25 protein-coding genes are annotated in these 26,683 nt (G+C 63.0%); 17 read left to right on the top strand and 8 right to left on the bottom strand.

Features of this window, described 5'->3' with window-relative positions; genetic code table 11:
- Positions 1–8 precede the first annotated feature (8 nt).
- The 9 genes from BM70_RS0110275 (at position 9) to BM70_RS0110235 (ending at position 9,024) form a co-directional block, all read left to right on the top strand.
- Positions 9–335, top strand: a complete 327-nt coding sequence (locus tag BM70_RS0110275) for an acyl-CoA dehydrogenase (RefSeq protein ID WP_025855936.1) — start codon at positions 9–11, stop codon at positions 333–335.
- Entirely contained in the window at positions 335–1,750 is a 1,416-nt protein-coding gene (locus tag BM70_RS0110270; protein WP_025855935.1) for an LLM class flavin-dependent oxidoreductase, read from the top strand. Before BM70_RS0110275 ends, BM70_RS0110270 begins: the two co-directional genes overlap by 1 nt.
- Positions 1,751–1,882: 132 nt before the next feature.
- The gene (locus tag BM70_RS0110265; protein WP_025855934.1) at positions 1,883–2,785 is read left to right on the top strand and encodes an AMP-binding protein; all 903 of its coding nucleotides are present in this window, start codon (positions 1,883–1,885) and stop codon (positions 2,783–2,785) included.
- On the top strand, positions 2,782–3,555 hold the full coding sequence (locus BM70_RS0110260) for an ABC transporter ATP-binding protein (protein ID WP_025855933.1): 774 nt from the start codon (positions 2,782–2,784) through the stop codon (positions 3,553–3,555). The genes BM70_RS0110265 and BM70_RS0110260 overlap by 4 nt, the downstream gene beginning before the upstream one ends.
- A complete protein-coding gene (locus BM70_RS0110255) occupies positions 3,552–4,433 on the top strand; it encodes a branched-chain amino acid ABC transporter permease (protein WP_025855932.1) in 882 nt (293 codons plus the stop codon). The genes BM70_RS0110260 and BM70_RS0110255 overlap by 4 nt, the downstream gene beginning before the upstream one ends.
- Before the next feature lie 4 nt (positions 4,434–4,437).
- Positions 4,438–5,487, top strand: coding sequence for a branched-chain amino acid ABC transporter permease (locus BM70_RS0110250; RefSeq protein WP_025855931.1), 1,050 nt, complete (start codon positions 4,438–4,440; stop codon positions 5,485–5,487).
- Positions 5,488–5,508: 21 nt separating this feature from the next.
- The gene (locus BM70_RS0110245; RefSeq protein ID WP_025855930.1) at positions 5,509–6,849 is read left to right on the top strand and encodes an ABC transporter substrate-binding protein; all 1,341 of its coding nucleotides are present in this window, start codon (positions 5,509–5,511) and stop codon (positions 6,847–6,849) included.
- A 3-nt stretch (positions 6,850–6,852) separates the two neighbouring features.
- Complete coding sequence (locus BM70_RS0110240) at positions 6,853–7,620, top strand: ABC transporter ATP-binding protein (RefSeq protein ID WP_025855929.1); 768 nt, start codon at positions 6,853–6,855, stop codon at positions 7,618–7,620.
- Positions 7,621–7,632: 12 nt separating this feature from the next.
- Positions 7,633–9,024 (top strand): FAD/NAD(P)-binding protein, encoded by a 1,392-nt coding sequence (locus BM70_RS0110235; protein ID WP_025855928.1) that lies wholly within the window; start codon positions 7,633–7,635, stop codon positions 9,022–9,024.
- Positions 9,025–9,715: 691 nt separating this feature from the next.
- On the opposite strand, the gene BM70_RS0110230 is transcribed toward BM70_RS0110235, so the two are convergent.
- From BM70_RS0110230 to BM70_RS0110215, 4 genes are read right to left on the bottom strand one after another with little or no spacing between them, the layout of a single operon-like run.
- A complete protein-coding gene (locus BM70_RS0110230; protein ID WP_025855927.1) occupies positions 9,716–10,963 on the bottom strand; it encodes an efflux RND transporter periplasmic adaptor subunit in 1,248 nt (415 codons plus the stop codon).
- On the bottom strand, positions 10,953–12,431 hold the full coding sequence (locus BM70_RS0110225; RefSeq protein WP_025855926.1) for a TolC family protein: 1,479 nt from the start codon (positions 12,429–12,431) through the stop codon (positions 10,953–10,955). Before BM70_RS0110225 ends, BM70_RS0110230 begins: the two co-directional genes overlap by 11 nt.
- Positions 12,424–13,641, bottom strand: a complete 1,218-nt coding sequence (locus BM70_RS0110220; RefSeq protein ID WP_043274203.1) for an ABC transporter permease — start codon at positions 13,639–13,641, stop codon at positions 12,424–12,426. The genes BM70_RS0110225 and BM70_RS0110220 overlap by 8 nt, the downstream gene beginning before the upstream one ends.
- A complete protein-coding gene (locus BM70_RS0110215; RefSeq protein WP_025855924.1) occupies positions 13,638–14,345 on the bottom strand; it encodes an ABC transporter ATP-binding protein in 708 nt (235 codons plus the stop codon). The genes BM70_RS0110220 and BM70_RS0110215 overlap by 4 nt, the downstream gene beginning before the upstream one ends.
- Positions 14,346–14,703: 358 nt before the next feature.
- Between BM70_RS0110215 and BM70_RS0110210 the strand changes: the two genes are divergently transcribed.
- Positions 14,704–15,462 carry a TetR/AcrR family transcriptional regulator gene (locus BM70_RS0110210; RefSeq protein WP_025855923.1) on the top strand — a complete coding sequence of 253 codons (759 nt, stop codon included), beginning with the start codon at positions 14,704–14,706 and terminating at the stop codon, positions 15,460–15,462.
- A 203-nt stretch (positions 15,463–15,665) separates the two neighbouring features.
- Here the strand turns inward: BM70_RS0110210 and BM70_RS0110205 are convergent, their stop codons facing one another.
- Positions 15,666–16,727 carry an FUSC family protein gene (locus BM70_RS0110205; protein ID WP_025855922.1) on the bottom strand — a complete coding sequence of 354 codons (1,062 nt, stop codon included), beginning with the start codon at positions 16,725–16,727 and terminating at the stop codon, positions 15,666–15,668.
- Between the two features lie 156 nt (positions 16,728–16,883).
- Positions 16,884–18,500, bottom strand: coding sequence for an NADP-dependent glyceraldehyde-3-phosphate dehydrogenase (locus BM70_RS0110200; protein ID WP_025855921.1), 1,617 nt, complete (start codon positions 18,498–18,500; stop codon positions 16,884–16,886).
- A gap of 138 nt (positions 18,501–18,638) precedes the next feature.
- On the opposite strand from BM70_RS0110200, the gene BM70_RS0110190 reads away from it, so the two are divergent.
- Positions 18,639–19,514 (top strand): Dyp-type peroxidase, encoded by an 876-nt coding sequence (locus BM70_RS0110190; RefSeq protein WP_025855920.1) that lies wholly within the window; start codon positions 18,639–18,641, stop codon positions 19,512–19,514.
- A gap of 74 nt (positions 19,515–19,588) precedes the next feature.
- On the opposite strand, the gene sodC is transcribed toward BM70_RS0110190, so the two are convergent.
- Together sodC and BM70_RS0110180 are read right to left on the bottom strand one after the other, a co-directional pair.
- Positions 19,589–20,110, bottom strand: coding sequence for a superoxide dismutase family protein (sodC, locus tag BM70_RS0110185; RefSeq protein ID WP_025855919.1), 522 nt, complete (start codon positions 20,108–20,110; stop codon positions 19,589–19,591).
- A gap of 115 nt (positions 20,111–20,225) precedes the next feature.
- Positions 20,226–20,687, bottom strand: a complete 462-nt coding sequence (locus tag BM70_RS0110180) for a winged helix-turn-helix domain-containing protein (protein WP_025855918.1) — start codon at positions 20,685–20,687, stop codon at positions 20,226–20,228.
- 601 nt (positions 20,688–21,288) lie between these two features.
- On the opposite strand from BM70_RS0110180, the gene BM70_RS33320 reads away from it, so the two are divergent.
- From BM70_RS33320 to BM70_RS0110145, 6 genes are all read left to right on the top strand, one after another.
- Positions 21,289–21,450: a hypothetical protein gene (locus BM70_RS33320; RefSeq protein WP_016969018.1), complete on the top strand. Its 162-nt coding sequence runs from the start codon at positions 21,289–21,291 to the stop codon at positions 21,448–21,450.
- A 100-nt stretch (positions 21,451–21,550) separates the two neighbouring features.
- Positions 21,551–22,438, top strand: a complete 888-nt coding sequence (locus BM70_RS0110165) for an FHA domain-containing protein (RefSeq protein ID WP_025855917.1) — start codon at positions 21,551–21,553, stop codon at positions 22,436–22,438.
- A gap of 136 nt (positions 22,439–22,574) precedes the next feature.
- A complete protein-coding gene (locus BM70_RS0110160) occupies positions 22,575–22,931 on the top strand; it encodes a hypothetical protein (RefSeq protein WP_025855916.1) in 357 nt (118 codons plus the stop codon).
- The gene (locus tag BM70_RS0110155) at positions 22,931–23,266 is read left to right on the top strand and encodes a tetratricopeptide repeat protein (RefSeq protein ID WP_025855915.1); all 336 of its coding nucleotides are present in this window, start codon (positions 22,931–22,933) and stop codon (positions 23,264–23,266) included. Before BM70_RS0110160 ends, BM70_RS0110155 begins: the two co-directional genes overlap by 1 nt.
- Positions 23,263–25,395 (top strand): type III secretion system export apparatus subunit SctV, encoded by a 2,133-nt coding sequence (gene sctV, locus BM70_RS0110150; RefSeq protein WP_025855914.1) that lies wholly within the window; start codon positions 23,263–23,265, stop codon positions 25,393–25,395. The genes BM70_RS0110155 and sctV overlap by 4 nt, the downstream gene beginning before the upstream one ends.
- Entirely contained in the window at positions 25,392–26,672 is a 1,281-nt protein-coding gene (locus BM70_RS0110145) for a type II and III secretion system protein family protein (RefSeq protein WP_025855913.1), read from the top strand. The genes sctV and BM70_RS0110145 overlap by 4 nt, the downstream gene beginning before the upstream one ends.
- Positions 26,673–26,683: the final 11 nt, after the last annotated feature.

Below are 26,683 nucleotides of genomic sequence, written 5' to 3'. Positions count from 1 at the left end.
GCTTAACCATGACCGCACTGAGCCTTGCGCGCCAACTATTGGACAGCACCCGTCGGCATGTCGAGAAAAGCGATGACCCCTACGTGATCAGCCGCTTTGGCGACTTACAGATTCGCGTCGATGTCGCCGCTGCCCTGTTGGAACGCGCCGAAACCCATCCCAGCCCGGTGGCCGCCACCGAAGCGCAAATTGCCGCCGCCGAAGCCCTGATCGCCGCGAGCAACGCCGAATTCGAACTCACCGGCCAGCGCACCGCACTGCCGTCGACCCTCGACGACCCCCTGCGCCGCAAGTACCAGGTTGTCGGCAACTATCACCTCAACGGAGTGCTTTGATGTCCCGTGAAATCCGCTTGAATGCCTTCGACATGAACTGTGTCGGCCACCAATCTCCCGGCCTGTGGGCGCACCCGCGTGACCGTTCGTGGCAGTACAAGGACCTGGAATACTGGACCGACCTCGCCAGGATCCTGGAGCGCGGCAAGTTCGATGGCCTGTTTATCGCTGATGTGCTGGGCATCTATGACGTCTACAACGGCAACGGCGACGCAGCGATTCGCCAGGCGGCGCAGGTGCCCGTCAATGACCCGCTGTCGTTGATCGCGCCGATGGCCTTGGTCACCGAACACCTGGGCTTTGGCCTGACGGCGTCCTTGTCGTTCGAACATCCATACCCGTTCGCCCGCCGTCTCTCCACCCTCGATCACCTGACCAAGGGCCGCATCGGCTGGAACATCGTCACCTCGTACCTGGAAAGCGGCGCCAAGAACCTCGGGCAGAAAGCCCAGACCGAACACGACGCACGCTACGACTACGCCGAGGAATACCTGGAGGTTTGCTACAAACTCTGGGAAGGCAGCTGGGAAGAGGGCGCCGTGTTGCGTGACCGCGAGCGCCGGATTTTCAGCGACCCGAGCAAGATCCACGAGATCCGCCACATCGGCAAACATTTCCAGGTGCCTGGCATTCACCTCTGCGAACCGTCGCCGCAGCGCACGCCGGTGCTCTACCAGGCCGGCGCGTCCAGCCGTGGCAAACAGTTCGCCGCCGAACAGGCCGAGTGCGTATTCGTCGCCGCGCCGTCCAAGGTGCTGCTGAAAAAGACCGTCGCCGACATCCGCCGCCGTGCCGCCGAAGCCGGGCGTGATCCGAAGAAGATTCTGATCTTCAACCTGCAGACGGTGATCGTCGGCGAGACCGATGCGAAGGCCAAGGCCAAGTTCGACGAATACAAATCCTACGTCAGCTACGAAGGCGCGATGGCGCTGATCTCCGGCTGGACCGGCATCGACTTCAGCCAGTTCAAGCCCGATGAACCGCTCAAGCATGTGCACACCAACGCCATCCAGTCGGCAGTGGAAGCCTTCTCCACGGCGGATCCGAACAAGGTCTGGACGCCGAACGAACTGGCCGACTGGGTCGGTATCGGCGGCTTTGGCCCCCTGTTTGTCGGCGGCCCGGAAACCGTGGCAGACCTGCTTCAAGAGTGGGTCGAAGAGACCGATGTCGACGGCTTCAACCTGGCCTATGCGCTGACCCACGAAACCTTCATCGACGCCGTGGACCTGCTGGTGCCGGAGTTGCAGAAGCGCGGGGTGTACAAGACTGAGTATGCCCAAGGCACGCTGCGCGAGAAGTTGTTTGGCGACGGTGCGCGGTTGGCGGCGAATCATCCGGGGGCCGGTTACCGCGATTTGGCGGCCTTGCACCATTCCAATGTGGGAGCGGGCTTGCTCGCGAATGCGGACTGACATTCAACATTTATGTCGACTGATTTGCCGCTTTCGCGAGCAAGCCCGCTCCCACAGTAGATCGGTGTCGATTCAAAAAAAACAGCCAGCGGACCACCGCACGCACATCACTTGAATAGGAGCATCACCCCTATGAGCGTGCACGAACTCAAACGTCCGCTGGTCCTGGAATGGCCCGCCGAACTGCTCGGCGACTTGCCCAAGGCGTTGGAACAACTGCAGCACTGGGCGCAGATCACGCCGCTGCACACCGCCCTGCGCCACAAGCGCCAGGGGCAGTGGTACGCGTGGCGCTGGATCGACGCATTGCGTGACGTCGAGCGCCTGGCCGATGGCTTGCGCCAGCAGGGGTTCGGCGAGCAGTCGCGGCTGGCCCTGAGCGGTGCGTTCGAGCCGAACCTGTTGTTGCTGGCGCTGGCGGCGCAATCCATCGGCGGGCAGGTCCTGACCCTGGCCGACAACCTGGAAGCCGAGGTGCTCAAGCAGCACCTGTGGCGCATTCGCCCCACCCATTCTTATGTGCAGAGCCGCCAAACCGTGCGGCATTGGCAGTCGGCTAATCTGTTGGACTTCGCCCAGTTGCTCGGTCCGTTGGAGCCAGCGCAACACCTCGCACGTTGGTGGCATCCCACGGGGGAGACCGCGCTGTGGAGTGAAGAGGGCACTCATTGGCAGGGTGGCCTGGCGGTAGTCCTGGAGCAGTGGCTGAACAGCGGCCATGGCTTGGCCTTCCCGGAAAGCCAGGCTTCGGCGCGGAGCGATCGCAGTGAAGTCGCGCCCACCGGCCTGCTGCTGTCGCCCGCGCGTTTGCAGCACCTCGCCGACGAGATCGAAAGCCGCCTGGCACCCCACGGCACCTGGCGCCGTCGCTTGTGCGACTGGGCCATCGCCCATCCGCAGAGCGGCCTGCGTCGCCTGCTGAAAAACCGCGTGCGCAAACTCCTCGGATTCCAGCGCCTGGCGTACATCTGGCAACCCCTCAAATCCAGCCCTTCGCCGTCGTGGCTGGCGGAATTCAAACGGGACATCGCATGAGCCAGGCCATTCTCCAGGTGCGGGATATCTCGCTGTCGTTCAAGGGAGTCAAGGCGATCAATGCCTTGTCCTTCGACGTGGCGCGCGGCGAGATCTGCGCGCTGATCGGCCCCAACGGTGCCGGTAAAAGCTCGCTGCTCAATGTGCTCAATGGCGTGTATCGCTTCGATGCCGGTGAGATTGTCTTCGAGGACCAGCATTTTCACCGCATCGACCCGTTAGGTGCCGCGCGCCGGGGCATTGGTCGCACCTTCCAGAACAACGCGCTGTTCAAGAAGATGAGCGTGCTCGACAACCTCCTCACCGGCCTGTCACGGCATATGCGCAGCAGCTTTATCGAGCAAGCCTTGGGCTTGCCCCGCGCACGTCGGGAAGCCGAGGCGTTCCGGTTGCGGGCCCAGGGCATTCTTGAATTCCTGGAGCTGCAAGCCCATCGGGACGTGTTGGTGGGCAACTTGTCCTACGGCCTGCAAAAACGCGTGGAACTGGGCCGGGCGTTGATCGCAGGCCCCAGCTTGTTGCTGCTGGACGAGCCCATGGCCGGCATGAACGCCGAAGAAAAGCAGGAAATGGCGCGCTTCGTCGCTGACGTAAACCGCGACCTCGGCACCACCGTGGTGTTGATCGAACACGACATGGGCGTGGTGATGGGCCTGTCCGACCACGTGGTAGTGCTCGATTACGGGCGCAAGGTCGGCGATGGCACGCCAGCCGACGTGCAGGCCAATCCCGAGGTGATCGCGGCCTATCTGGGAGTCGTAAACCCATGACGTTCTTCTTCGAAACCCTGCTCGGCGGCCTGCTCGCCGGCACCATGTACTCGCTGGTCGCGATCGGCTTCGTGCTGATCTACAAGGCCAGTGGCGTGTTCAATTTTGCCCAGGGCTCGATGCTGCTGTTCGCCGCCCTGACGTTCGTCAGCCTGCATGACCAGGGCGTGCCGTTTGCCCTGGCGCTGCTGTTGACGGTGATCGTGATGATTGTCGGTGCCTTGCTCATCGAGCGCCTGGTCCTGAGGCCGCTGGTGAACCGTTCGCAGATCACCTTGTTCATGGCGACGCTGGGCCTGTCGTTCATTATCGAAGGCCTGGCCCAGGGGGTGATGGGCTCACAGGTGCGTGCGCTGGATTTGGGTATCGACGACGTGCCGCTGTTCGTCGGCCCGCTGATGCTCAGCCAGTTCGACCTGATCGCCGCTGCCGCCGCCGTGGTGCTGGTGACGGTGCTGGCGCTGCTGTTCAACAAGACCCGCATCGGCGTGTCGCTGCGTGCGGTGGCGGATGACACCACGGCGGCGCTGTCCATCGGCATCAACCTCAACCGCATCTGGCAGATCGTCTGGGCAGTGGCCGGCATCGTCGGGCTGGTGGCCGGGCTGCTGTGGGGTGCGCGCCAGGGCGTGCAGTTTTCGCTGTCGCTGGTGGTGCTCAAGGCCTTGCCGGTGTTGATCATCGGCGGCTTTACCTCGATTGGCGGGGCGATTGTCGGTGGGTTGATTGTCGGCGCGGCGGAGAACCTCGCCGAGGTCTACATCGGCCCGTTGATCGGTGGCGGTATCACGCCGTGGTTCGCCTACGTATTGGCCCTGGCCTTCCTGTATATCCGTCCCGCCGGGCTGTTCGGCGAGCGCGCCATCGAGCGAGTCTGAAACCATGTCGATTCCTGTTGCTCAAGAAACCGCGCCGCTGTTGCTGATTCAGCGGCGCATCCCCTGGGCCCTGATCGGCCTGTTGGCGCTGGCCTTTATCGGGGTGCCGCTGTGGGGCAATGACTATTGGCTGAATGCGATCCTGATCCCGTTCCTGGTGCTGTCGCTGGCCGGGCTGGGCCTGAACCTGCTCACCGGCTACACCGGTCAGACCTCGGTGGGCGCGGCTGGCTTCATGGCCGTCGGCGCGTTTGCCACCTACGGGTTTTTGCTGCGCTTGCCGGAGCTGGGTTTGCCCGTGGCGCTGCTCGGCGGCGGGGTCATCAGCGCCTTGGTCGGCCTGCTGTTCGGTCTGCCGAGTTCGCGGATCAAGGGCTTCTACCTGATGGTCACTACCCTGGCCGCGCAGTTTTTCCTGGAGTGGCTGTTCGTCAAATTCCCCTGGTTCTACAACTACGGCTCATCCGGGACCATCTCCGCGCCGAAGCTGGCGCTGTTCGGTCATGACCTCAACACGCCGCTGGGCCGTTACCTGCTGACGCTGGTGACCGTGCTGCTGCTGACCTGGACCGCGATCAACCTGGTGCGCAGCCAGGTCGGGCGCAACTGGATGGCGATCCGCGACATGGACACCGCCGCCGCCGTGGTCGGCATCCCGGTGGTGCGCTACAAGCGCCTGGCGTTTGCGGTCAGCTCGTTCTACTTAGGGATAGCCGGCGCGCTGTGGGCCTTTGCCTACCTGGGCACGGCCAGCGCCAGCAGCTTCGATATCAACCGCTCGTTCCAGATCCTGTTCATCATCATTATCGGCGGCATGGGCAGCATCGCCGGCAACTTTGTCGGCGCGGCCTTCATCAGCCTGCTGCCGATCTTTCTCAGCCATGCCGGGCAGGCGCTGTTCGGTGGCTCGGTGGATGCGGGCCAATTGCAGAACCTGCAGAAAATCATCTTTGGCGTGTTGATCATCGTGTTCCTGATCAAGGAACCCGAGGGCTTGATTCGCCTGTTGCACAACCTGCGTGACCGTCTGCGGCAGTGGCCGCTGCGTTTCTAACATTCCCTCAAGAGAATTCCCATGCGTGCATCCTTGAAACGTTCCATGGTCGGTGCTGCCTTTGCGCTGGCTGCATTGGCCGGTGCTGTGCCCCAGGCCGTGGCTTCGGCCGACCAGCAATTCATTCCCCTGGCCACCTATCGCGTGGGCGCCTACGCCTCCAGCGGTGTACAGGTGTGGGCCGGGATGATCGACTACCTGCGGTACATCAACGAGGTCGAAGGCGGCATCAATGGTGTGAAGCTGGTGTGGCAGGAGTGCGAGACCGAGTGGACGGCGGAGAAGGGCATCGAGTGCTACGAGCGCTTCAAGAATGGCCTGGATGGCGCGCCGGTCGCGGTGTACCAGCCCAACGGCGCGCCGGCGGCGTATGCGCTGAGCGAGCGCGCGGAGGTGGACAAGATCCCGTTGATCACCCTCGGCTACGGCCGCACCGAAGCCACCGACGGCACTGTGTTCCCCTACAACTTCCCGGTGATGCTGACCTTCTACAGCGAGGCGTCGACGCTGGTGAACTACATCGCCCAGCGTGAAGGCGGTTTCGACAAGCTCAAGGGCAAGAAGATCGCCACGGTCTACCACGACTCGGCCTACGGTCGTGAAACCCTCGGCCCGCTGAAGTTGCTGGCGGAAAAATACGGCTTTGAAAATATCCAGATCCCGGTGGCCGACCCCGGCAACGAACAATCCGCGCAATGGCGCCAGGTGCGCCAGGCCAACCCGGACTGGGTGTTCCTGCGCACCTGGGGCGTGTCCACGCCGGTCGCGGTGAAGACGGCCGCGCGCTTCGGCTTCCCGGTGGACCATATCGTCGGTGATATCTGGGCCAGTTCCAGCGAAGACGTATTGCCCGCAGGCGCCGCCGCCAAGGGCTACCTGGCCCTTACGCCATACCCGGCCGGGGCTGATTTCGAGATCCACAAACGCCTCAAGCAGTACATCCTCGACAAGGGCCACAGTGACCTCAAGGACCTGAAAAACTTCGGCAGCGTCTACTACAACTCCGGCCTGGTGAACGCCGCCGTGGCGGTGGAAGCGATTCGCACCGGCCAGGCCAGGTTCGGCAAGCGCCCGCTCAATGGCGAAGAAGGTCGCTGGGGCCTGGAACACCTGAACATCGACGATGCGCGCTTGAAGGACATGGGCTACTTGGGCCTGATGCAGAACCTCAAGCTGTCGTGCCGCGACCACGAAGGCGGCGGCTCGGCGCGGGTGCAACAGTGGGACGGCGCCAACTGGACGCTGATCAGCGACTGGATCGCCGCCGACCGTGCGCTGCTGCGCCCGCTGATCGATGAAAAGTCGGCCGCGTTCGCCAAGGAAAAAGGCCTGACACCACGTACCTGCACCGGGGATGAATAAATCATGAGCCAACCCGCCACCGCTGCCGCGCAGCCATCGCTGCTGACGGTCAACGATATCGAAGTGATCTACGACGGCGCGATCCTCGCGGTGGCCGGGGTGTCGCTGAGCGTGCCCACAGGCGCGATCGTGGCCCTGCTCGGCGCTAATGGCGCCGGCAAGAGCACCACGCTCAAGGCCATCTCCGGCTTGGTGCGTGCCGAGCGGGCCGAGGTCAGCCGTGGCTCGATCGAATACGCCGGTGCCGACCTGGCCGGCATCGACCCCAGCCAGCGCGTGCGCCAAGGCATGGTCCACGTGCTGGAAGGTCGCCATGTGTTCGGCCAACTGAGCGTGGAAGACAACCTGCGCAGCGGCGGTTTTGTCCGGCGCTTGAGCCGCAGGGACATGGAGCACGACCTGGAACGCATCTACGCCTGGTTCCCACGGCTCAAGACCAAGCGCCACACCCGCGCCGGCCTCACTTCCGGGGGCGAGCAGCAGATGGTTGCCATCGGCCGGGCGTTGATGACCCGTCCTACTTTGGTACTGCTCGACGAGCCCTCCATGGGGCTGGCGCCTATGATCGTGCAGGAGATTTTCGCGATCATCGCGCAGCTCAACCGCGAGCAGCAGGTGAGCTTCCTGATCGCCGAACAGAACATCAACGTCGCGCTGAACTATGCGTCCCACGGCTACGTATTGGATACTGGACGCGTGGCCTTGAGTGGCAGCGCCGCTGAACTGCTGGCGCGGGGCGATTTGCATGACATTTATCTGGGCAAACAGTAAGGGCGACTCTGCATGACTGAATCCATCCGCAACGCTGATGTACTGATCATCGGCGGCGGCCTGAGCGGCACGATGCTGGCCGTGCAACTGCTGCGCCTGCCTGGCGAGCGCCGGATCCTGGTGATCGAGCCGCGCGCGGAACTGGGGCGCGGCGAAGCCTATAGCGCTGTCGAACTGGGTCACACCCTGAACGGCAATGCGGCGCGCATGAGCGTCGACCCGGACAATGCCGACGACCTGACCCAATGGCTCACCGACTACATCGCTGCCGGTGGCTGGCCTGAGTCGGACCAGCAGCACGTGCCGATCAGCGAATTGTTCCCGCCGCGCGGGATCTTTGGTTTGTATGCCCAGCAACGCTTGGCCGAGGCGAAGGCGCAATCTGCATCCAGCGTCGAACACGTGCGCGGCGAAGTGATCGACCTGCAAGTGCAGGAAGCCTCAACGCTGCTGACCCTCGATAACGGCCAGCAACTGCGCGGCGGGTTTGCGGTACTGGCCACCGGCATGTTCCCGGCGGCGCGTACGCCGCAGACGGAGTCCAGCGGGTTGAACGCGGCGGCGGTGGATCCGTGGGATGTGCAAGCGATGACCGGCATTGACCCACAAGCGCCGGTGCTGATCATCGGTTCCGGGCTGACCATGGTCGACGCCGTGGTCTCCCTGGAACAGGCCGGGCATCGCGGGCCGATCGAGATTTTCTCGCGTCATGGCCTGCTGCCCCATGTGCGCCGGCAACCGCCGAGCTGGGTGGATTTTCTCGGTGAGGATCACCGCCTGCGCAGCCCACGGCAATTGTTGCGCGAGGTGCGTCGGCAATGCGGCATTGCGCAAGCGCAGGGCATCGATTGGCAAGCGCCGCTGGACACCGTGCGTGCGCACATCGGCCGGCTGTGGAGCCAGGCCAGCGAGCGCGAGAAACGCCAGTTCGTGCGGCATGTGCGGCCGTGGTGGGAAAGTCATCACCACCGCTCGCCGCCGTTGAGCGCGCAGTTGGTGGCGCGCTTGCATGATGAGGGGCGGTTGCGGATTCGGGCCGCCTCCTTCAAGGGCTTGGAACCTTCGGCTGAAGGCGTGACCATTCGTTTGCGTCATCGCGGTGAGCAAGCCATCACCCAGGTCTCGGGCGCAGCGCTGATCAACTCCAGCGGTATCGAATACGACTGGCGCCGCGTGGCCCGTGCGCTGCCGCAGCAGTTGCTCAAGCGCGGACTGATCCAGCCAGGGCCGCTGGCGTTGGGGATTGCGGCGGATGCGTCGGGCGCGGTGCTGGACGCCGAGGGCAATGTCAGCCGGCGCCTGTTCGCCATGGGCCCGCCGTTGCGCGGGATGTGGTGGGAAAGCACGGCGGTGACCGATGTAGCACTGCAAGCCAAGGCACTGGCCGCACGACTCACCCTGTAGGCGCCGGCTTGTCGGCGAAAAACGTAAAAGCGCCGCATACCTTCTGGCTTTCCGCGTCATCGTTGACGACCATCGCCGGCAAGCCAGCTCCTACAAAACCGCGTACCCACGATGCGAAGCGAGCCGCTCTTGATCTTGATCTCGCTTTTGATCTTAAGCGCCCCATCAAACACGCTGGCCGGAATTCGACAGGTATTTGGGGGGTAAACCGGCATGGATGCCGGTTTAGCCGCCCCGCGCCATGGATGGCGCGTGGCGGCGGCCCCCCAAATTCCTGTCGGATTACGGGCACACCGAGCCTAGGCGAGGTGCCGAGTGTTGGGGCAAGAGCGTTTTGCTTACTTTTGCGCTGTTCAAAAGTGAGCCGCCGTAAGGGCGGAACCCAAAGCAGCTGTTACCCAAATAACGGATATGTACCCGGTCAGATCCAACATCCAGGTCGGCTGTCAGGCCGCCTTCGCAGGCAAGCCAGCTCCCACATTTGGATCGCGGGGCAACAGTTGGAGAGCGGTCGGCTGTCAGGCCGCCTTCGCAGGCAAGCCAGCTCCCACATTTGGATCGCGGGGCAGCAGTTAGAGAGCGGTCGGCTTTCAGGCCGCCTTCGCAGGCAAGCCAGCTCCCACATTTGGATCGCGGGGCAACAGTTGGAGAGAGGTCGGCTGTCAGGCCGTCATCGCCGGCAAGCCGGCTCCTACAAGGGGTTTGTCTTCACGAAACCGGGTTTGAGGCCGAACACTTCCACGCCTTGGGCGGTCGCTTGCCCGGTGGTCACCTTCACCCGCTCCACCGGCTTATCCATCGCCTCGCGGTATTCGACGGTCTTGTCCGCCTGGATCGCTTGGCTCGGAATCACAATGGCCTGCGCATTGTTGTAGGTGACGATGGTCAACCGTGCGCTCATCCCCAACCGCACTCGCTGCAACTGCTGCGGCGTGAGCTTGGGAATCGACAGGGTCACCGGAAACTGTGCGCTGCCCTGGCTGTCACTGGCAATCGCCAAGCCACTGACCACGCTCACCGAACCGGTCAGCCGCTCGCCATCAAAGCCATCCCCCAGTACTTCCACGGCCTGGCCCTGATGCAACTGGTTGATGTCCAGCTCCGACACCTTGGCGACGATTTTCAGCCGTTCGATATTCGCCAGGCCGAACAGCACCTGACCCTGGCCAACCTTGCTGCCGGCCTGCACCGGGGCATTGTTGGTGCCGCCACCCTGGGGTGAGGTGTTGCCGGGTGGCGGTACCACGATGCCAGAGAACGGCGCCTTGACGTCCTTGCCTTCGAGCAGCGTGTGCAGGGCTTCGTACTTCACCGTGGCGTTGGTCAGCTCCATGTCGGCGATCTGGCGGTATTCGCCCTTGCCTTGGTCGATGGCCTGCTGCAATTCGCTGCGGGCGGACGCGAGGTCGAGCTGTTGCTGTTGGGCCTGTTGCTTGAGGTCGTCCAGTTCGTTGCGCGGGATGATGCCGCGCTTGAACAGGTTTTCGCTTTCGGTGAGTTTGCGCTGGGTATTGCCGGCGTTCATTTCCGTGGTGCGCAGGCTGCGGCGCGCGCGACCGACAGCGGGGCTGCTGTCCCAGTCCTGCATCTCTTGCACGGTACGCCGGGCCTTGAGCTGGGCGGAGAGGGCGTCGCGCAGTTGCACCTCCAGGGTGGCCGGGTCCATGCGCAACAGCACCTGGCCGGCCTCGACCCGCTGACCTTGCTCCACCAGGTTGGCTTGCACGTTACCGTCGAAGGGTGCAGTGAGGGTGATGGTGGTGTCGGGCTCGATCTTGCCCACCAGGCCGATCCGGTGCACCAGCGCGTCGGGCTGGATGGCCAGCCACTGCTCGGTGGTGCTGGCCGGATCGGAAGCCGGACTGCGCAGGGCCAGGCCCGCGCCGCCCAGCAGCACGATCAATACAGCAGCCAGCAGGCGTTTCTGATTAGTAGTCATTGAGGGCGATTTCCCAACTTTCCAGCGTCATGCCCAGGGTCAAGTCGAGCTGGGTCTGGGCGTTCAAATAAGCGATCAGCGCATTGAGCTGCGCGTTTTCGGCGTTGCGCAGGTCGGTCTCGTAACTCAGCACCTGGAAGTTGGTGGAGCGCCCGGCGCTGAGTTTCTCCCGCTCGATCTCGATCTTGCGTCGCGACAACTCCACTGCACGCTGGGAGATTTCATATTGGCGCCAGCGGGTGCCGAGGTCGCGCACCACGTCGTTGACGCTGCGTTCCAGTTCCTGGCGTGCATCGGTGATGCGGATCTCCTGGTCCTCCACATTGACCCGCGCGCGCACTTCGGCCTGGCGCGTGCTGATATCGCCGATGGGGATTTGCACCTGCACCCCAGCGTAGCTGTCCCAGGTACGGTTGTTGGAGCGGCCGGCATCGTTGTCGTAGGCGTCGCGTACCTGGTTCGCGCCGGCCACCAGGTCCACTTGCCAGCGCCCGGAGTCCTTGGCGATCACCAAGTTGAGGTCAGCCTGTTGACTGCCGAGCAGGGCGGCGAGGTATTCCGGCTGCTGGGTCTGCGCCAGGTTGAACGCCTGGCGCTTGTCGATCTGCATGGGCCTGGCCTCCAGGGCTTCGGTGGCGCGGATCGGCGTGGACAGGTCCAGGGCCAGCAAGCGCAGCAGGGCCAGGCGGCTGGAGTCCAGTTGGTTCTGCGCTTCTTCCACGCCCAGTTGCTGGGTGGCGATATCGGCCTCGGTCTGGACGATTTCGAATTCGGCCATGCGCCCGGCACTGATCAGCGCCTTGTTCACTTCCAGCAAGGTACCGGAGCGCTTGAGGGCGTCCTGCACGATGCTCAATTGCTCCTGGGCGCGCAGCAGTTCGCGATAGGTGGCGATGATCTGGCTGATGGTCTGTGCCACGGTGGCCTTGAGGTTCAGGCGGTTGGCCTGCTCGGACAGGCGCGACAGGCGCAGCGGTGCGGTGGTGGCGTCCCAGCCCGCGCCGCGCAACAACGGTTGGATAATTGCCAGGTCCAGGCCGTCGCTGCGGTAGCGGCCGGCGCGGTCGGCGTTGCTCAGTTGCTGGGTCCAGGCCATGCTCAGGCGCGTGCCGTACTCGCCGAGCAGGCTGGTGGCCGGCGCCACATTGGCATTGCGCGCATTGTCGGCGGAGCCACGGGTGCTGCGGTAGTAGCTGTTGAGGGTGAGCTTGGGGTTGAACACATCTTCGGCCACGCGCAGGTCGAACTTCTGTGCCACCCGTTGCAGGTACGCGCTGCGGATCGCCGGGTTGTTGCGCAGGCCCAGGTATACCGCATCGCCCAGGGTCATGGTGGTGACCTGGGCATTCAGCGAGACACTGCGGTCGTAACCGCTGCGGGTCGTACTCGGTGCCGACGGCTTGATCACTACGTCGGCGGCCACGCCCGGCAGGCTGACCAGTGCAAGCAGGAGCAGCCACCTATTCATCGCGCAAGGCCTCCACCGGCTGCAACCGTGAGGCCGAAACCGCCGGGTAGATGCCGAAGAACAAGCCCACCAGCAACGTACTGCCCACCCCCAGTGGCAAGGCGGCGACGGCCAGGGCAAAGGTCCAGCCCGACAGCCAGGCATACAGCCAGGCCGCGGTCATGCCCAGCACCGCGCCACACAGGGCGCCGACGGCGGTGAGGGTCACGGCTTCGAGCAGGAACAGGTTGCGGATATCCCGCTGGCGCGCGCCGAGGGCCATGCGAATGCCGATCTCGCGACGTCGCTCCGAGACGTTCATCAGCATCACGTTCATCACCCCCACGCCACCGCCCACCAGGGAGATCGCGCCAAGGGCCAGCAGCAGGTAGGCGAAGGTACGGCTTTGCCGGGTCATGCCGTCGATCATTTGCTGGGGCACCTGGATGTCCGCATCGTGGTCGGGAAGCTGGGGTCTCAAGGCGGCCGCCGCATCCCTGGCAATGCGTTCCATGTCTTGGCCGGGCGTGGCGCGGATGATCACATTGCCGATCTGCGGCGTGGCATAGATGCGGCGCATGCCTTCGGCGGGAATGAACAGCGAATCGTTGGCCTGCACCGGCATCAGCATCGCCCGTGACTGGCCGCGCAGGATGCCCACGATCAAGAACAGGTAATTGTTGATGCGCACGCGGTCGCCCAGTTGCAACGGGTCGCCCGGCGCTCCCAGTGACTGGGCCACCTGGTCGCCGATCACGCCGTAGGTTTCGTTGGCATCAAAACTGGACAGGAAGCGCCCCTGCTGCACCGCCAGGCGCATCGCATCCTTGATATCCGGCGTGCTGCCGACGAAGTTGGCGTTGACGGTGCGGCCGTGGAATACGATGGGCCCGCTGAACACCGTGAGGGCGCCGATATGGGCAATGCCCGGTACCGTTTGACGTACGGCATCCAGGTCGAGGCGGGCGGGCATCGGGATACTGCTGCCGGCTTTGGGTGGGAACTGGACGACCAGGGTATCGGTGCCCATGTCCTTGAAGATCATCGCGGCGTCCACCGCCGCGTTGTGCCCGATATTGATCAGCGCCACCACCGACGAGCTGCCGATGACGATACCCAGCAGCGCCAGGATCGAGCGTTTGCCGAGCGTGCGCAGGCTGACGAACGCTTCATGCAGCAGTTGGCTGAGGCTCTGTTCGACCCGCAGGCGGTTTTCTACCTGCTGGGTCATAGGCGCCCGTCCTCGTGCACCACACCGTTGCGCACCAGGATCTTGCGTTCCAGGCGCTCGGCAATGTGCGGGTCGTGGGTGACGATGATCAGCGTGACCTGTTGCTCACGGTTCAGCGCCAGCAACAGGTCCATGATGTCCTGGGCCGTGGTGCTGTCGAGGTTGCCGGTGGGTTCGTCGGCCAGTATCACCGAGGGCTTGCCCACCAGTGCCCGTGCAATGGCCACCCGTTGGCGCTGGCCGCCGGAGAGGTCGGCAGGGCGGTGATGGGCGCGGTCGGCCAGGCCGACCTGTTCGAGCATGCGCAGGGCCTGCTCCACCGATTCATGGCGCGACACGCCGCGATAACTCAGGGGTAGGGCGACATTGTCCAGCGCGCTGAGGCGCGGCAACAGGTTGAAGCTCTGGAACACGAAGCCGATCTGCTGGTTGCGGATCGCCGCCAGCTGGTCGGGTGTGGCGTTGAAAATATCGTGGCCGGCAAAGTGGTACCGGCCGCAGTTGGGCAGGTCCAGCAGGCCGAGGATATTGAGCAGGGTACTTTTGCCGGAGCCGGACGCGCCGAGAATGCCGCAGCTGTCGCCGCTGGCGATAGAGAGGCAGACATCATTGAGAATGGACAGGTGTTGCCCGGCCAGCTGATAGCTTTTGCCGATGCCTTGCAGGGAGATCAAGCCTGGGTGCGCGTGGGTATCTGTCATCATGACTACGCCTGCAGTCTCGACGGTGCCGCGCTGTCCCCCGGAAAAGCATTGTTACAAGTTCGGGAGCTGCCTGGTACGCGTCACGGACTGGTTTTATTTCTTGTTTTTAAAATATTGTTTGAATACTAACCGTGTTCCAGCCGCTTCGCCAGCCATGGATATAGAGCGGTTTCACCCTTTGAAACGATTTTTGCAGCGGGGCGGCAGGCCGCCAAAAAACCTCTCGACACGCCTCAACGAGCCCGGCTGCAAAGGCTTTCGATCATATGGCGGTGTGTCACTACTTGCTTTCGGACGACGGCCCCGGTATAAAAAATCAAATTATTTTTTAAAACAATATTTCCCACGTGGAACTTCTATGGTCGCGAAGAAAGTCAGCGCTCCAAACATTACCAAGACTCGATTGCTGGATGCGACAGAGGCTCTCTTCATCAAGTACGGCTATGACGCCGTTCTGCTCAGGCAGATTACCGAGCGCGCCCAGGTGAACCTGGCGGCGGTGAACTACCACTTCGGGGACAAGGATTCCCTGATGCAAACCCTGCTCAAGCAGCGCCTGGAACCTCTCAACGAACAGCGCCTGGAACTGCTGGCACGCTGCGAGGCCGAATCCGACGGCCCGCTGGATTGCGACACCTTGCTCGGCGTGCTGTTCGCCCCGGCCATGGGCCTGGAGCGCAGCGATCCGGCCAGCGCCAGTGGGGAAGGGCGTTCGTTCATCCGCTTCCTGGGACGGGTCTACAGCGACACGTCGCCATTTATCCAGGAATACCTCAAGGTGCATTACCAGCCGGTGTTCCAGCGTTTCTTCGAAGCCTTCGCCCTGGCCTTGCCGGACCTGCCGCGCAATGAGCTGGGGGTGCGCCTGCAATTTGCCCTCAAGGCGATTTCCGGCGTGATGGCCGGTACCGAACTGCGCTTGCTGATGAACTCCATGAGCCTGGGCCGCCCGGCGACGGATGCCGAGGTGATGGCCAAGTTGATCACCCTGGTGTCGGCGGCGATTCGCGTGCCGCAGCAGAGCCCGGAAGCGGAAACCGCATTGGCCAAGGTGCTGGACACGCAGCGGGCCATTCGCGAACAAGCGGCAGCCCCCGCCGCCAAGGCCTCACGCTGACCTTCCTGTAAGAGCGAGCAAGCTCGCTCTTACAGTGTTTTGCGCAGGCAAAAAAAAGCCCGCTGGGGCGGCGGGCTTGATGTGCAACATTTGTAACGGATGAGGCTTCACCCTACGTCTCGGGATGTGAATAAAACGTGAAAAATATGTAAGAGAAAGTGTGAAAGTATTTTTGTAGGTAAAAACGCCAACGGTCCACCTTTCTAGATCTTCCAGTGCCCGGCGCTTTTAGCCAGGCGCTGGCGCATCGCATCCACGTTTGCTGCCAGTTGCACCGTCAACAACCGGTATCCGTCCAGCGCGCTGTACACCGGCGCATCCAGCGTAGGTTCGGTGCCCGTGATGTGACTGGGCCGCTCCAGCCGCTCCGTTACGCCCGACTTCAACGCCCGCGCCATTCCCACCAGTTGCACTCGAATCTGGCGGTGCTCGGCCTTCAACATCACCTGCATCCGCGCCATCGCCTGTTCATCCCGAGGATCCGGGCGCGTATTGCCGAGAATCTCCAGGGTGCTGATGCACATGCGCAGATGACGTTGGATCGTGTCCAGTTCGGTCATCGATATCCGCACTTCCTTAGACACCGACGGCATCAGCGAGCGCAGTTGCAGCATTGCCGCATTCAAGCGGTTGAGCAGTTTGAGGTGCTCGTCATCGGTGACCGACTGGCCATTGATGATCCGGCTGTAGATCGCGGCGCAATCACGCAAGGCACTGGCCAGGTTGTAGCGCCACGAATACACAGCGTATAGCGGCAGGGCAAAGGAGAACGCCAGGGCCAGGACGATGCCGATCAGGATATCGACCGTGCGCCACAGGCCGTCCGAGATCGGGTTGTCGCCGTGCCCGGCAACGATAAACACCGTGATCGCCGACAGCAGCGCGATGTAACCGCCCTTGCCGATGGCATGGTACGAAAAGAACCCGCACACCGCTGACATCAACAGGTAGGTCAAAAACGGCTGGCCGAAGTAAGCCTGCTGCACCACCAGCAGCAAGCCGACGCTGGCGCCGATCAAGGTGCCGTAGGCGCGCTCCACGGCTTTCTTGCCGATGTTGCCGTGGTGCTGCAAGCCACCGATCACGATCAGCATCGTCACCGATGCCCACTCACCGTGGGGCAAGTTGATGCCGGTGGTCAGCAGGATCGTCGCCAGCAAACCGATGGACACGCGCACGGCGTGGATCAGCTTGGCATGGCGATAGCGGCGGTAGGGGTCGAGCAGGGGACGCAGCAGGCGCCGGGCAAACAGAGGTAGGTGCAGATTCATCGGTATTAAAGTGGCCTCGATTGTATGAATGTGCGCGATCAAATGTGGGAGCGGGCTTGCTCGCGAATGCGGTGGGTCAGCCAATACATCCGCTGCTGGTACATCGCATTCGCGAGCAAGCCCGCTCCCACCATGTGTTTGGCGCCGTTCTTAGAAAATGTAGTCGGTAGTCAGGAAGCTCGAGTCACGGTTGCGCAGGATGTCGCTGACCAGCGCCTTGTTGCTCTCCTGGAACTTGGTCGCCACCAACGTGCGGATCGAGAACACGCGCAACGCGTCATGCACCGACAGCGTGCCCTCGGCCGAGTTCTTGCGTCCGTTGAAGGGGAAGGTGTCCGGGCCGCGCTGGCACTGCGCGTTGATGTTGATACGCCCGACCTGGTTGGCGAAGGCGTCCACCAGGCGCCCGACTTCCACGGCGTTGGTGCCGAAGAGGCTCAGTTGCTGGCCAAAGTCCGAGTCCAGCACGTACTCGATGACCGTCTCCAGGTCACGGTAAGGCACGATTGGCACCACCGGGCCGAACTGTTCCTCGTGGTACACGCGCATCTGCGGGTTCACCGGGTACAGCACCGCCGGGTAGAAGAACGACCCGCGGCTTTCACCACCGTGCTCATTCACCACCTTGGCGCCGTGTTGCGCGGCATCGGCGACCAGGCTGTTGAGGTAATCGACTTTGCCGACCTCGGGCAATGGCGTCAGCGCCACGCCGTCTTCCCACGGCATGCCGGGTTTGAGCGTGGCCACCTTCTTATTGAATTTGTCGATAAAGCTGTCGACGACGTCTTCATGCACGAACAGGATTTTCAACGCGGTGCAACGCTGGCCGTTGAACGACAAGGCGCCGGTGACGGCTTCACTGACCGCATTGTCCAGGTCCACCTCCGGCAGCACGATGCCGGGGTTTTTCGCATCCAGGCCCAGCGCCGCACGCAGGCGGTGTGGTTTCGGGTGCAGCTTTTTCAGATCGCTGGCGGCCTTGTTGGTGCCGATAAACGCAAAGATATCGATCTTGCCGCTGGCCATCAGCGCGCTGACGGTTTCGCGGCCGCTGCCATAGATCACGTTGATCACCCCGGCCGGGAAGCTGTCGCGGAACGCCTCCAGCAACGGGCGGATCAACAGCACGCCGAGCTTGGCCGGCTTGAACACCACGGTGTTGCCCATGATCAACGCCGGGATCAGCGTGGTGAAGGTTTCGTTCAGCGGGTAGTTGTAGGGCCCCATGCACAATGCCACGCCCAGTGGGACGCGGCGGATCTGGCCGAGGGTGTCCTGTTCCAGCTCGAAGCGGCTGGAACGGCGGTCCAGCTCTTTGAGGGCATTGATGGTGTCGGTGATGTAGTCGCAGGTGCGGTCGAATTCTTTCTGCGAGTCCTTGAGGTTCTTGCCGATCTCCCACATCAGCAACTTGACCACCGCATCGCGCTGTTCACGCATGCGCCGCAGGAACGCTTCGACATGCTGGATGCGATCGGCCACGCGCATCGTCGGCCATTCGCCCTGGCCACGGTCATAGGCGCGCACGGCGGCGTCGAGGGCGGTAAGGGCAGTGTCGGCATCCAGCAGCGGTGTGCTGCCGATATGCACGCGTTCATCGCCCAACTGTACCGGGCTGAGAACCTGGGCCAGGGGTCCGTTCCAGACCTGCAACTGGCCGTCGACCAGGTAATCACGCTGTTCAATGGGCGCTCCGAGTTGGAACTGCTCGGGAATCGCGGCGGCGGAGACGGGAAACAGCTGGGCGAGCAGGTTGCTGGTGGTCATGTCGCTACCCCTGGAATAGTTGCAAAACATGACTAGAGAGTCACCCAACAACAGGCTCTATGGCAAGGCTTGCGCGCTTTCTTGTTCGCTGCGCTGCGCCTGAAGGTTAAACTGCGCGGCTTTCTTGAAGGAGTTCACATGAGTCACTACCAGCCGGGCATTCTTGCCGCACCGGTGCCGTTGCAGGCACGCCATCTGTTTTTTGCCGTGGATACCCTGGCAGCCGTGCCCGCTGCGCTGGATGCGCTGGTGCAGTTGACCGATTCGGCGGCAGTGGTCGGGTTTGGCGAGCCGCTGGTTACCGCACTGGGCGCCCGCATTGAAGGCCTGCGCACATTCCCCGCGGTCAGCGGGCCGGGCGCGCATAACCCGTCCACCCAGCAGGCGCTGTGGGTGTGGTTGCACGGTGAGGACCGCGGCGAATTGCTGTTGCGCAGCCGCGCTGTGGAAAAGGCCCTGGCTCCGGCGTTTCGCCTGGTGCAGATGACCGAAGGTTTCCGCTACAAGACCGGCTTCGACCTCACCGACTACGAAGATGGCACCGAAAACCCCCACGACGACGCAGCGGTTGACGCCGCCCTGACCGACAGCGGCGCCAGCTTTGCCGCGATCCAGCAATGGCAGCACGACCTCGACGGCTTCGCCGCCTTGCCTGCACAGGAGCGCGACCACATCATCGGCCGCCGTCATGGCGACAATGAAGAACTCGACGACGCCCCCGAGTCCGCGCACACCAAACGCACCGCTCAGGAGAGCTTCACCCCGGAAGCCTTCGTGGTACGCCGCTCGATGCCGTGGGCCGAGAACGGTCAGGCGGGGTTGATGTTCCTCGCGTTTGGCCATTCGTTCGATGCGTTCGAAGCACAACTGCGCCGCATGAGTGGGCTGGAAGATGGGATTGTTGATGGGTTGTATCGCATCAGTACCCCCTTGACCGGGGGGTACTACTGGTGCCCGCCGATCAAGGATGGGCATTTGGACCTGGGTGCGGTTTTCCCAGCAACGAAAATCTGAACGATGGGAGCGGTCTTGCCGTGGTGAGCCAAGCCCCGCTCACCACAGCCGTCCACATTTGAGGGTGCTGGCCTTTAGATCACGCCGCAGGCCACACGCTCGCCGCCACCGCCCAGGGGCTTGGGCATGTCGGAGTGGTTGTCGCCACCGGCGTGGATCATCAGTGCGTGGCCCTTGATCTGCGCCAGGGTTTTCAGGCGGGGCGCCAGTACCGGGTTGTTCGAGGTGCCGTCCATGTTCACGTACAGTGCAGGCAGGTCACCCAGATGACCGTCGGCGTAAGGGCCCAAGTGCTTGCCGGTTTTTTCCGGGTCAAAGTGCCCGCCGGCAGCCAGCGCCGCGACTTTCACACCGTCTTTCACACCGGCTTCACAGCTGCCGTTTTCATGGATGTGAAAACCGTGCACGCCCATTGGCAGGGACTTGAGGTCGGGGGTGAAGATCAGGCCATAGGCCGATTCGCTGATGGTCACACTGCCGACCGGCTGGGGTGCGCCATCGGCACTCACCAGGTTGACCGGAACTTGCAGTGACGCGGCTTGGGCGGAACCGACCGCGAGGACACTGAGCAGGCCGAGCATAAGAGAGCGATTCATAAAAACGTTCCTGAAGGTTAGGGGGGTTGGGCAGTTTCAGGAATGACAACGGTTGGGCCGCGCCAAACATTCCGTTGGAAAAAACATATTTTTCCAACGGAATAACCTCAGGCTATCAGCTGTTCTGCATACCCATCTGTGCAAACAGCGGCATCATTCCCGCGCCGCGACAATGGCGGCAGCCGTACACACCCAACACCACCGGCGCCTTCACCACCGGTTTCGGTGCCCGTTCGAACCAGGTCGGCGCCACGAAGCGATAACCCAGGCCCGGCGCCGTGGCGATATAGAGCCCGTCATCGTCATTCAGGGCGCGGCGCAGAGTCTTGATCTGCGTGCGCAGGTTGCATTCCTCCACCACCAGTTTCGGCCAGGCGATGTCGAGCAGTTCGGTTTTCTGCAGCAATTCGCCGGGCCGTGAGGCGAGGGCAATCAGCAGGGTCAGGGCACGGTTGCCCAGGTTCACCGGCTGCCCATGCTTGAGCAGTTGATGGCGCTGGGGCAGCAGTCGATAAGGGCCGAAGTGAATCCCTGTGCAACCGTCGTCTTCGAGGAGCGTTCTGGGTGAATAATTCATGTCGGTCATAGATCACCTGGAAGTTTCATATTAAGCCCGCCTGCGAACTAGTCCTTTGGTTATTAGTGCAGTTGCACTAACAGGCGCGAAAGAAAGTTGGTCACCAAGCAATAAGGCCGCTTGGGACGAGCTATCAAACGCGATCATTAAGTCGCTTCTGTTACAAACTGAAATATCTGCAAAGTTGGGCAAAAGGCTATTAGTGAAAAATGTGAAGTCGTCGAGAAAATACCTGCGAAGCTTCCCTGTTCTGGTCGCGTGAATCGCCGCTTATTGTTCGGCTCCTTTCTGGTGATGGCTAAAGAGTGCCCGTAAAACGGGGCCTGCAGCGTGTTTTTGTTTTTTAATAAAAGTTCCATGCCTCACCGGCGATGAGTTTTTTTCAACGCCAGGTTGAGCCAAACCTTTCACACCGCGCCTCTGAAACGTTTCACAAGCTTTCACAGCGAAGGCGTTTTGATCGTGAGTAGTATGGGTCCCATGCAAACCAACGGCGGTTCGAAGGCTCACTGTCTGACGTTTTGGGCATTCACCGGTTTGCATACTTTCAGCTTGCTGTTGCGCAACTGAATAACTTCCCTATCGATGCAAGGAGATGAACATGGCTGATGTCCCACCAGTAAAAGCAGGCGGCGCCGACGACGCTATCGCGAAGATGGAAGCGACCTTCAACATGGCTATCGAGAAGTCGGCCAAGATCACTGAAATCAGCACCGCGAAAAAAGCGGAGCTCGACGCCACCAAACAGCGTCCGCAGAACTGATTCGCCAAACGGGCGGCGCCGGCGCTGCCCGTTTACCTCCAGGCCCGTTTTATCCTGATTCTTGACCCCGTTGCACATGCTCAAGGGGGCAAACCCGACTATGACAGCCCTGATTTCCCTGGGGCCGGTCGCCGCTACTGGCGCACCGACCCTGACGGTGACCGGTGGTTTGCATCAGGGCAGTTCCCTGGTGCTCGACCAGCCCGTCTACACCCTCGGCGCCGACCTGGCTGCCGACCTGGTACTCAGTGATCCCGGCATTGCCGGCCTGCACCTGCGCTTGCGTTTTGACGGCGGCCAGGTGGCGGTCGAAGCATTGGGCGGTGATGTGCTGCTGGCCGGCAACGTGCGAATTCCCCATGGCAGCGGCCACCGCGCGCGACTGCCGTTGCAGTTGCGCATCGGCACGGCGGGCGTGAGCCTGGCCTTGCCTGCAGGCACTGAGAAAGTGTCGGACGCGCCACGCAAATTAACCCCTTGGATTGTCGCGTTCGTCCTGCTGTTTATTTGTGCGGGGGCGCTGGCGGTGCGTAGCGAAGCACCACGGCTGCCCGCAACCGCCGCTGTCGACGTTGCACCGGTGAAAACACCGTCTTCCCGCGAGCAAGCCAAGGCCTGGTTGGAGCAGCAACTGCAAGCTGCTCACCTGGATACCGTGAAGGTCACCAACAGCAACGGACAACTCAGCGCCACCGGCACTTTTGAACAGTCGCAGAAACCGCAGTGGCTGGCCTTGCAGCAAGCCTTCGACCAGCGTTACGGCCAGCAGATCGTGCTCAACCCGCGCGTTGCCGTGCGGGCCGACGCGGCGGCGCCACGCGTGCGCTTCCAGGCCGTGTGGTTCGGCACCCACCCCTATGTGATCAACGACAGCGGCAAACGCCTGTACCCCGGCGCAGCGCTGGCGGACAACTGGGTGCTGGAGCGCATCGAAAACAACCAAGTCATCCTCGCCCGTGGCGAGGAGCGCTTCACCTTCACCCTATGAAAAACCAGCGCTCCCTTGTCGGCGCGAGCTTGCTCGCGAAAACCGCCCAGCCAGCGCGTTCCTCCAGGCAACCCGCGTCATCGTTCACGACCTTCGCGAGCCAGCTCGCTCCTACAGTGTTTCTGCGAGTCCTTTCATGAAAGTCGAACCCCGCCCGTTGATCCCCAGTGACGTACGCAGTGCGCCGGTCGAAGCCGTGCGCCCGGTCAATTCGCGCCAGGCTACCGCCTTCGAAGCGGTGCTCAAGACCCGCAAGACCCAGACTCGCCGTTCCCTGCGCAGTGACCTGGAAGAACTCACCAGCGCCGCCGGCGTTGACTCGCTGCTGTTCGGCAGCGCCCGTTCCCTGGAGCTGCTGGAGCATGTGATGGAACACATCCTGCCGAGCCTGGACGCCGAACCGCATATCAAGGAACTGGCCGTCGAACTGATCGGCGAAGAAATCGAGATGCGCCGCACCCTCGAACAGCAACGCTCGGAGGTCCATGCCTGATGGCCCGCGATAACGACGACGCCGTGCAACTGCTCAAGGGCATTGGCGAACTGTACCGGCGCAACGGCCAGTCCCAGCGCGCCCTGGTGATGTTGCTGATCGCGGTCAACGTCGCGCCCGACGATGGCGTGCTGCTGCGCTCGCTGGTGCTGGCCTTCACCGACAGCGGCGACCCGACCCGCGCCCTCGGCGCCCTGGACCGCCTGGTGGCGCTGGAGGGCGAGTCCGCCAGCCTGTTGTTGCTGCGCGCCCGCGCCTTGTGGTACGGCGAGCGCAAGGACGAAGCGCGCCAGTGCTTCAAACGCTACCTGGCCGCACGCAGGGCCGGCGCATGAGTGCACTCAACCGCCTGAACAACCTGGCGCGCCTGGCTGCACAGCGCACCGACGTGATCATCGTCGCCTTCATGTTGATGGCGATTGTGATGATGATCATCCCGCTGCCCACCTATCTGGTGGATGCGCTGATCGGCCTCAACATCGCCCTGAGCATCCTGATCCTGATCGTGGCGTTCTACATCGGCCACTCGGTGGAGTTCTCCGCGCTGCCGCCGCTGATCCTGCTCAGCACGCTGTTTCGCCTGTCACTGTCGATCACCACCACGCGCTTGATCCTGCTGCACGGCGACGCCGGCCATATCGTCAAGGCCTTCGGCGACTTCGTGATCGCAGGCCAAGTGGTGGTGGGCATGGTGGTGTTCCTGATCATTACCGTGGCGCAGTTCGTGGTCATTACCAAGGGCGCCGAGCGCGTGGCGGAAGTGGCCGCGCGCTTCACCCTGGACGCGATGCCCGGCAAGCAGATGAGCATCGACAACGACCTGCGCAACGGCGATATCGACCAGTCCGAAGCGCGCCGCCGCCGCTCGCGCCTGGAGCGTGAGAGCCAGATGTTCGGCGCGATGGACGGCGCCATGAAGTTTGTCAAAGGCGATGCCATCGCCGGCCTGGTGATCCTGGCGGTCAACCTGCTCGGCGGCATGCTGATCGGCATGATCGAGCGCGACATGCCCTTTGGCGTGGCGGTGCACACCTACTCGTTGTTGACCGTGGGTGACGGCCTGATTGCACAGATTCCGGCGCTGCTGATTTCGGTGGCGGCGGGCACCGTGGTCACCCGCGTCAACAGCGACGGCGAAGCCGGGGACCTGGGCAGCGAGATCATCAAGCAACTGGGCGCCAGCTATCGCGCGCTGGGCTTGACCGCATTGATCATGATTGGCGTGAGCCTGTTGCCGGGTTTCCCCACCTGGGTGTTCCTCGGGTTGTCCCTGGTGTTTGGCGGGGCGGCGTTGATGATGTATCGCCGGCATCACCGCCAACCTGAGCAGGAGGCGCTGGTCGAGGTACCGGAGCCGGTGGTCGAAGTGCAGGCCGAACTGGACGACAACCTGCTGCCCGATACCCGCGTGTTGCTGACCATCGGCAGCGGCGTGTCCCAGAGTGCGCCGCGCCAACTGCTGCGCCAGCGCGTCGAAGCGTTGTGCCACGACCTGCGCACCGACCTCGGCGTGGACGTGCCGGTGCCGGGCATCTACATGGAAGCCAAGGCCACCCCGGGCAGTTTCCGCGTGTCCCTGGAAGGCGTGCCGGTCAGCGAAGGCGAGCTGCCGATCAACTGCCTGCTGTTGCAGGACGACCCGGTGCATGTGCAATTGCTGGACATTGCCACGGTGCAGGCCGATTCGCCGCTCAATGGCCGCAGCGCACACTGGATCGAGCGTCAGCACGAAGATGTCCTGCGCAACGCCGGTATCGGTTTCCTGCTGCCCGACGAAGTCTTGCGCGGCGTGCTGGAACGCAGTCTGCGCCGCTATGCCGCCGACTTCCTCGGCATCCAGGAAACCCGCCTGCTGCTGGAGCGCACCGAAGCGACCTACGGCGAACTGGTCAAGGAAGCCCTGCGCCTGGTGCCGCTGCAGCGGGTAGCCGAAACCCTGCGCTTGCTGGTCGGCGAAGGTGTGTCGATCCGCAACCAGCGTGCCTTGCTCGAAGCCATGGTGGAGTGGGGCGCCCGCGAAACCGACGCCGGACGCCTGGCCGAACACTTGCGCGCAGCGCTGGCGCGGCAGATCAGCCATCAGTACGCCGACCGCAACCGGGTGATCGGCGCGCTGGTGCTGGCGCCAGGTCTCGAAGACCAATTGCGTGCGTCCTTGCGGCGCCAGGAGCCACAGCGCGAATTGATCCCCGAAGAAGTCAGCCGCGCCTTGCTCGCTCAACTGCGTCAGGCCTGTGACAACACCCGCGAGGTCAATAGCGCGGTGTTGCTGGTGCACCCCGAGCTGCGCCGCAGCCTGCGCCGCCTGGTGTTGCGTGGCGAGCTGGAGCTGGCGGTGTTGTCGTTCCGCGAGCTGGCCACCGAATACAACCTGCAAGCGCTGGTGACCATCAGCCTCACCGAGATTTCCAACCGCCGCGCGCCTGCCGCGGCTTCCGTCACTGCCCTGGCGTCTGCCTCATGATGCGTTTTTGTGTGCTGTTGCTGAGTGTTTTTTCGTGTGTGAGCCAGGCGCAGGACATTGCTGCCGGAGCCGGCGGCTCTATCGCCTTGTCCTCGGGGGAGGGGCGGATTCTGCATTTTGTCGCGCCGGTGGATTCGGTGCTGGTGGCCGAGCCCAATGTGGCTGACCTGCAAGTGGTGTCGCCGGGTACGATCTATATCTTCGGCAAGGCGCCGGGCAATACCAGCCTCATCGCCTTGGGCAGTGACGGCAAACAGCTGGCGAGCCTGACCCTGGTCGTCAGCAGTGGCAGCCAGGCGGTGACCACGCCGATGCAGGACCTGCACCCCGGCAACGGCGCGCAGATCAGCGGTGCCGGCAACCGCCTGATCGCCAAGGGCACCCTGGGTTCGGTGGCGGAAGCGACGGACCTGAATGCCTTGCTCAATCCCCAGGGCCAGGGTTTCCAGAGCGCGATCAACAGCACCGAGTACGCAGGCTCCGCCCAAGTGAACCTGCGGGTGCGTTTTGCCGAAGTGTCCCGTTCGGAACTGCTGCACTACGGCGTGAACTGGAACGCCATGTTCAATAACGGCACGTTCTCTTTCGGCCTGATCACCGGTGGCCCCTTGGCAGCCGCCACGGCGGGTGGCCTGGCGGCTGCGAGTGCCGGCTCGGGCAATGTGAATATCGACGGCATGCTCGACGCATTGCAGGCCAACGGCGTGCTGCAGATCCTTGCCGAACCGAATATCACCGCCATGACCGGCCAGACCGCCAGCTTCCTGGCCGGTGGTGAAGTGGCGATCCCGGTACCGGTCAACCGTGACCTGGTGGGTATCGAATACAAGTCGTTCGGCGTGTCGCTGTTGTTCAACCCCACCTTGCTGCCCAACGGTCGCATCGCCCTGCAAGTACGCCCGGAAGTCAGCAGCGTGGTCAGTGGCGGCACCGTGGATTTCGGCAACTTCCATGTGCCGTCCTTCAGCGTGCGGCGCGCCGATACACGGGTGGAAGTCGGCAGCGGGCAGACCTTCGCCATCGCCGGCTTGTTCCAGCGCGAGAGCAGCCAGGACATCGAGAAACTGCCGCTGTTGGGCGACCTGCCGATCCTCGGCAACCTGTTCCGCTCCAAACGCTTCCAGCGCAATGAGACCGAGCTGGTGATCCTCATTACGCCTTACCTGGTGGAGCCGGTGCGTGGTCGCACCCTTGCCACGCCCCTGGACGCACAACCGGCTACCGCCGCGGCCACCGGACCGCGCAGCGGCGGGGCGTTCGGTTTCTACATGAATTGATCAGGGGGACT

The organism is Pseudomonas sp. CHM02 (genome assembly GCF_000612585.1).
Taxonomy (GTDB): domain Bacteria; phylum Pseudomonadota; class Gammaproteobacteria; order Pseudomonadales; family Pseudomonadaceae; genus Aquipseudomonas.
Note: the sequence above shows the minus strand (reverse complement) of the source record. Positions and strands in the feature narration are given on the sequence as shown.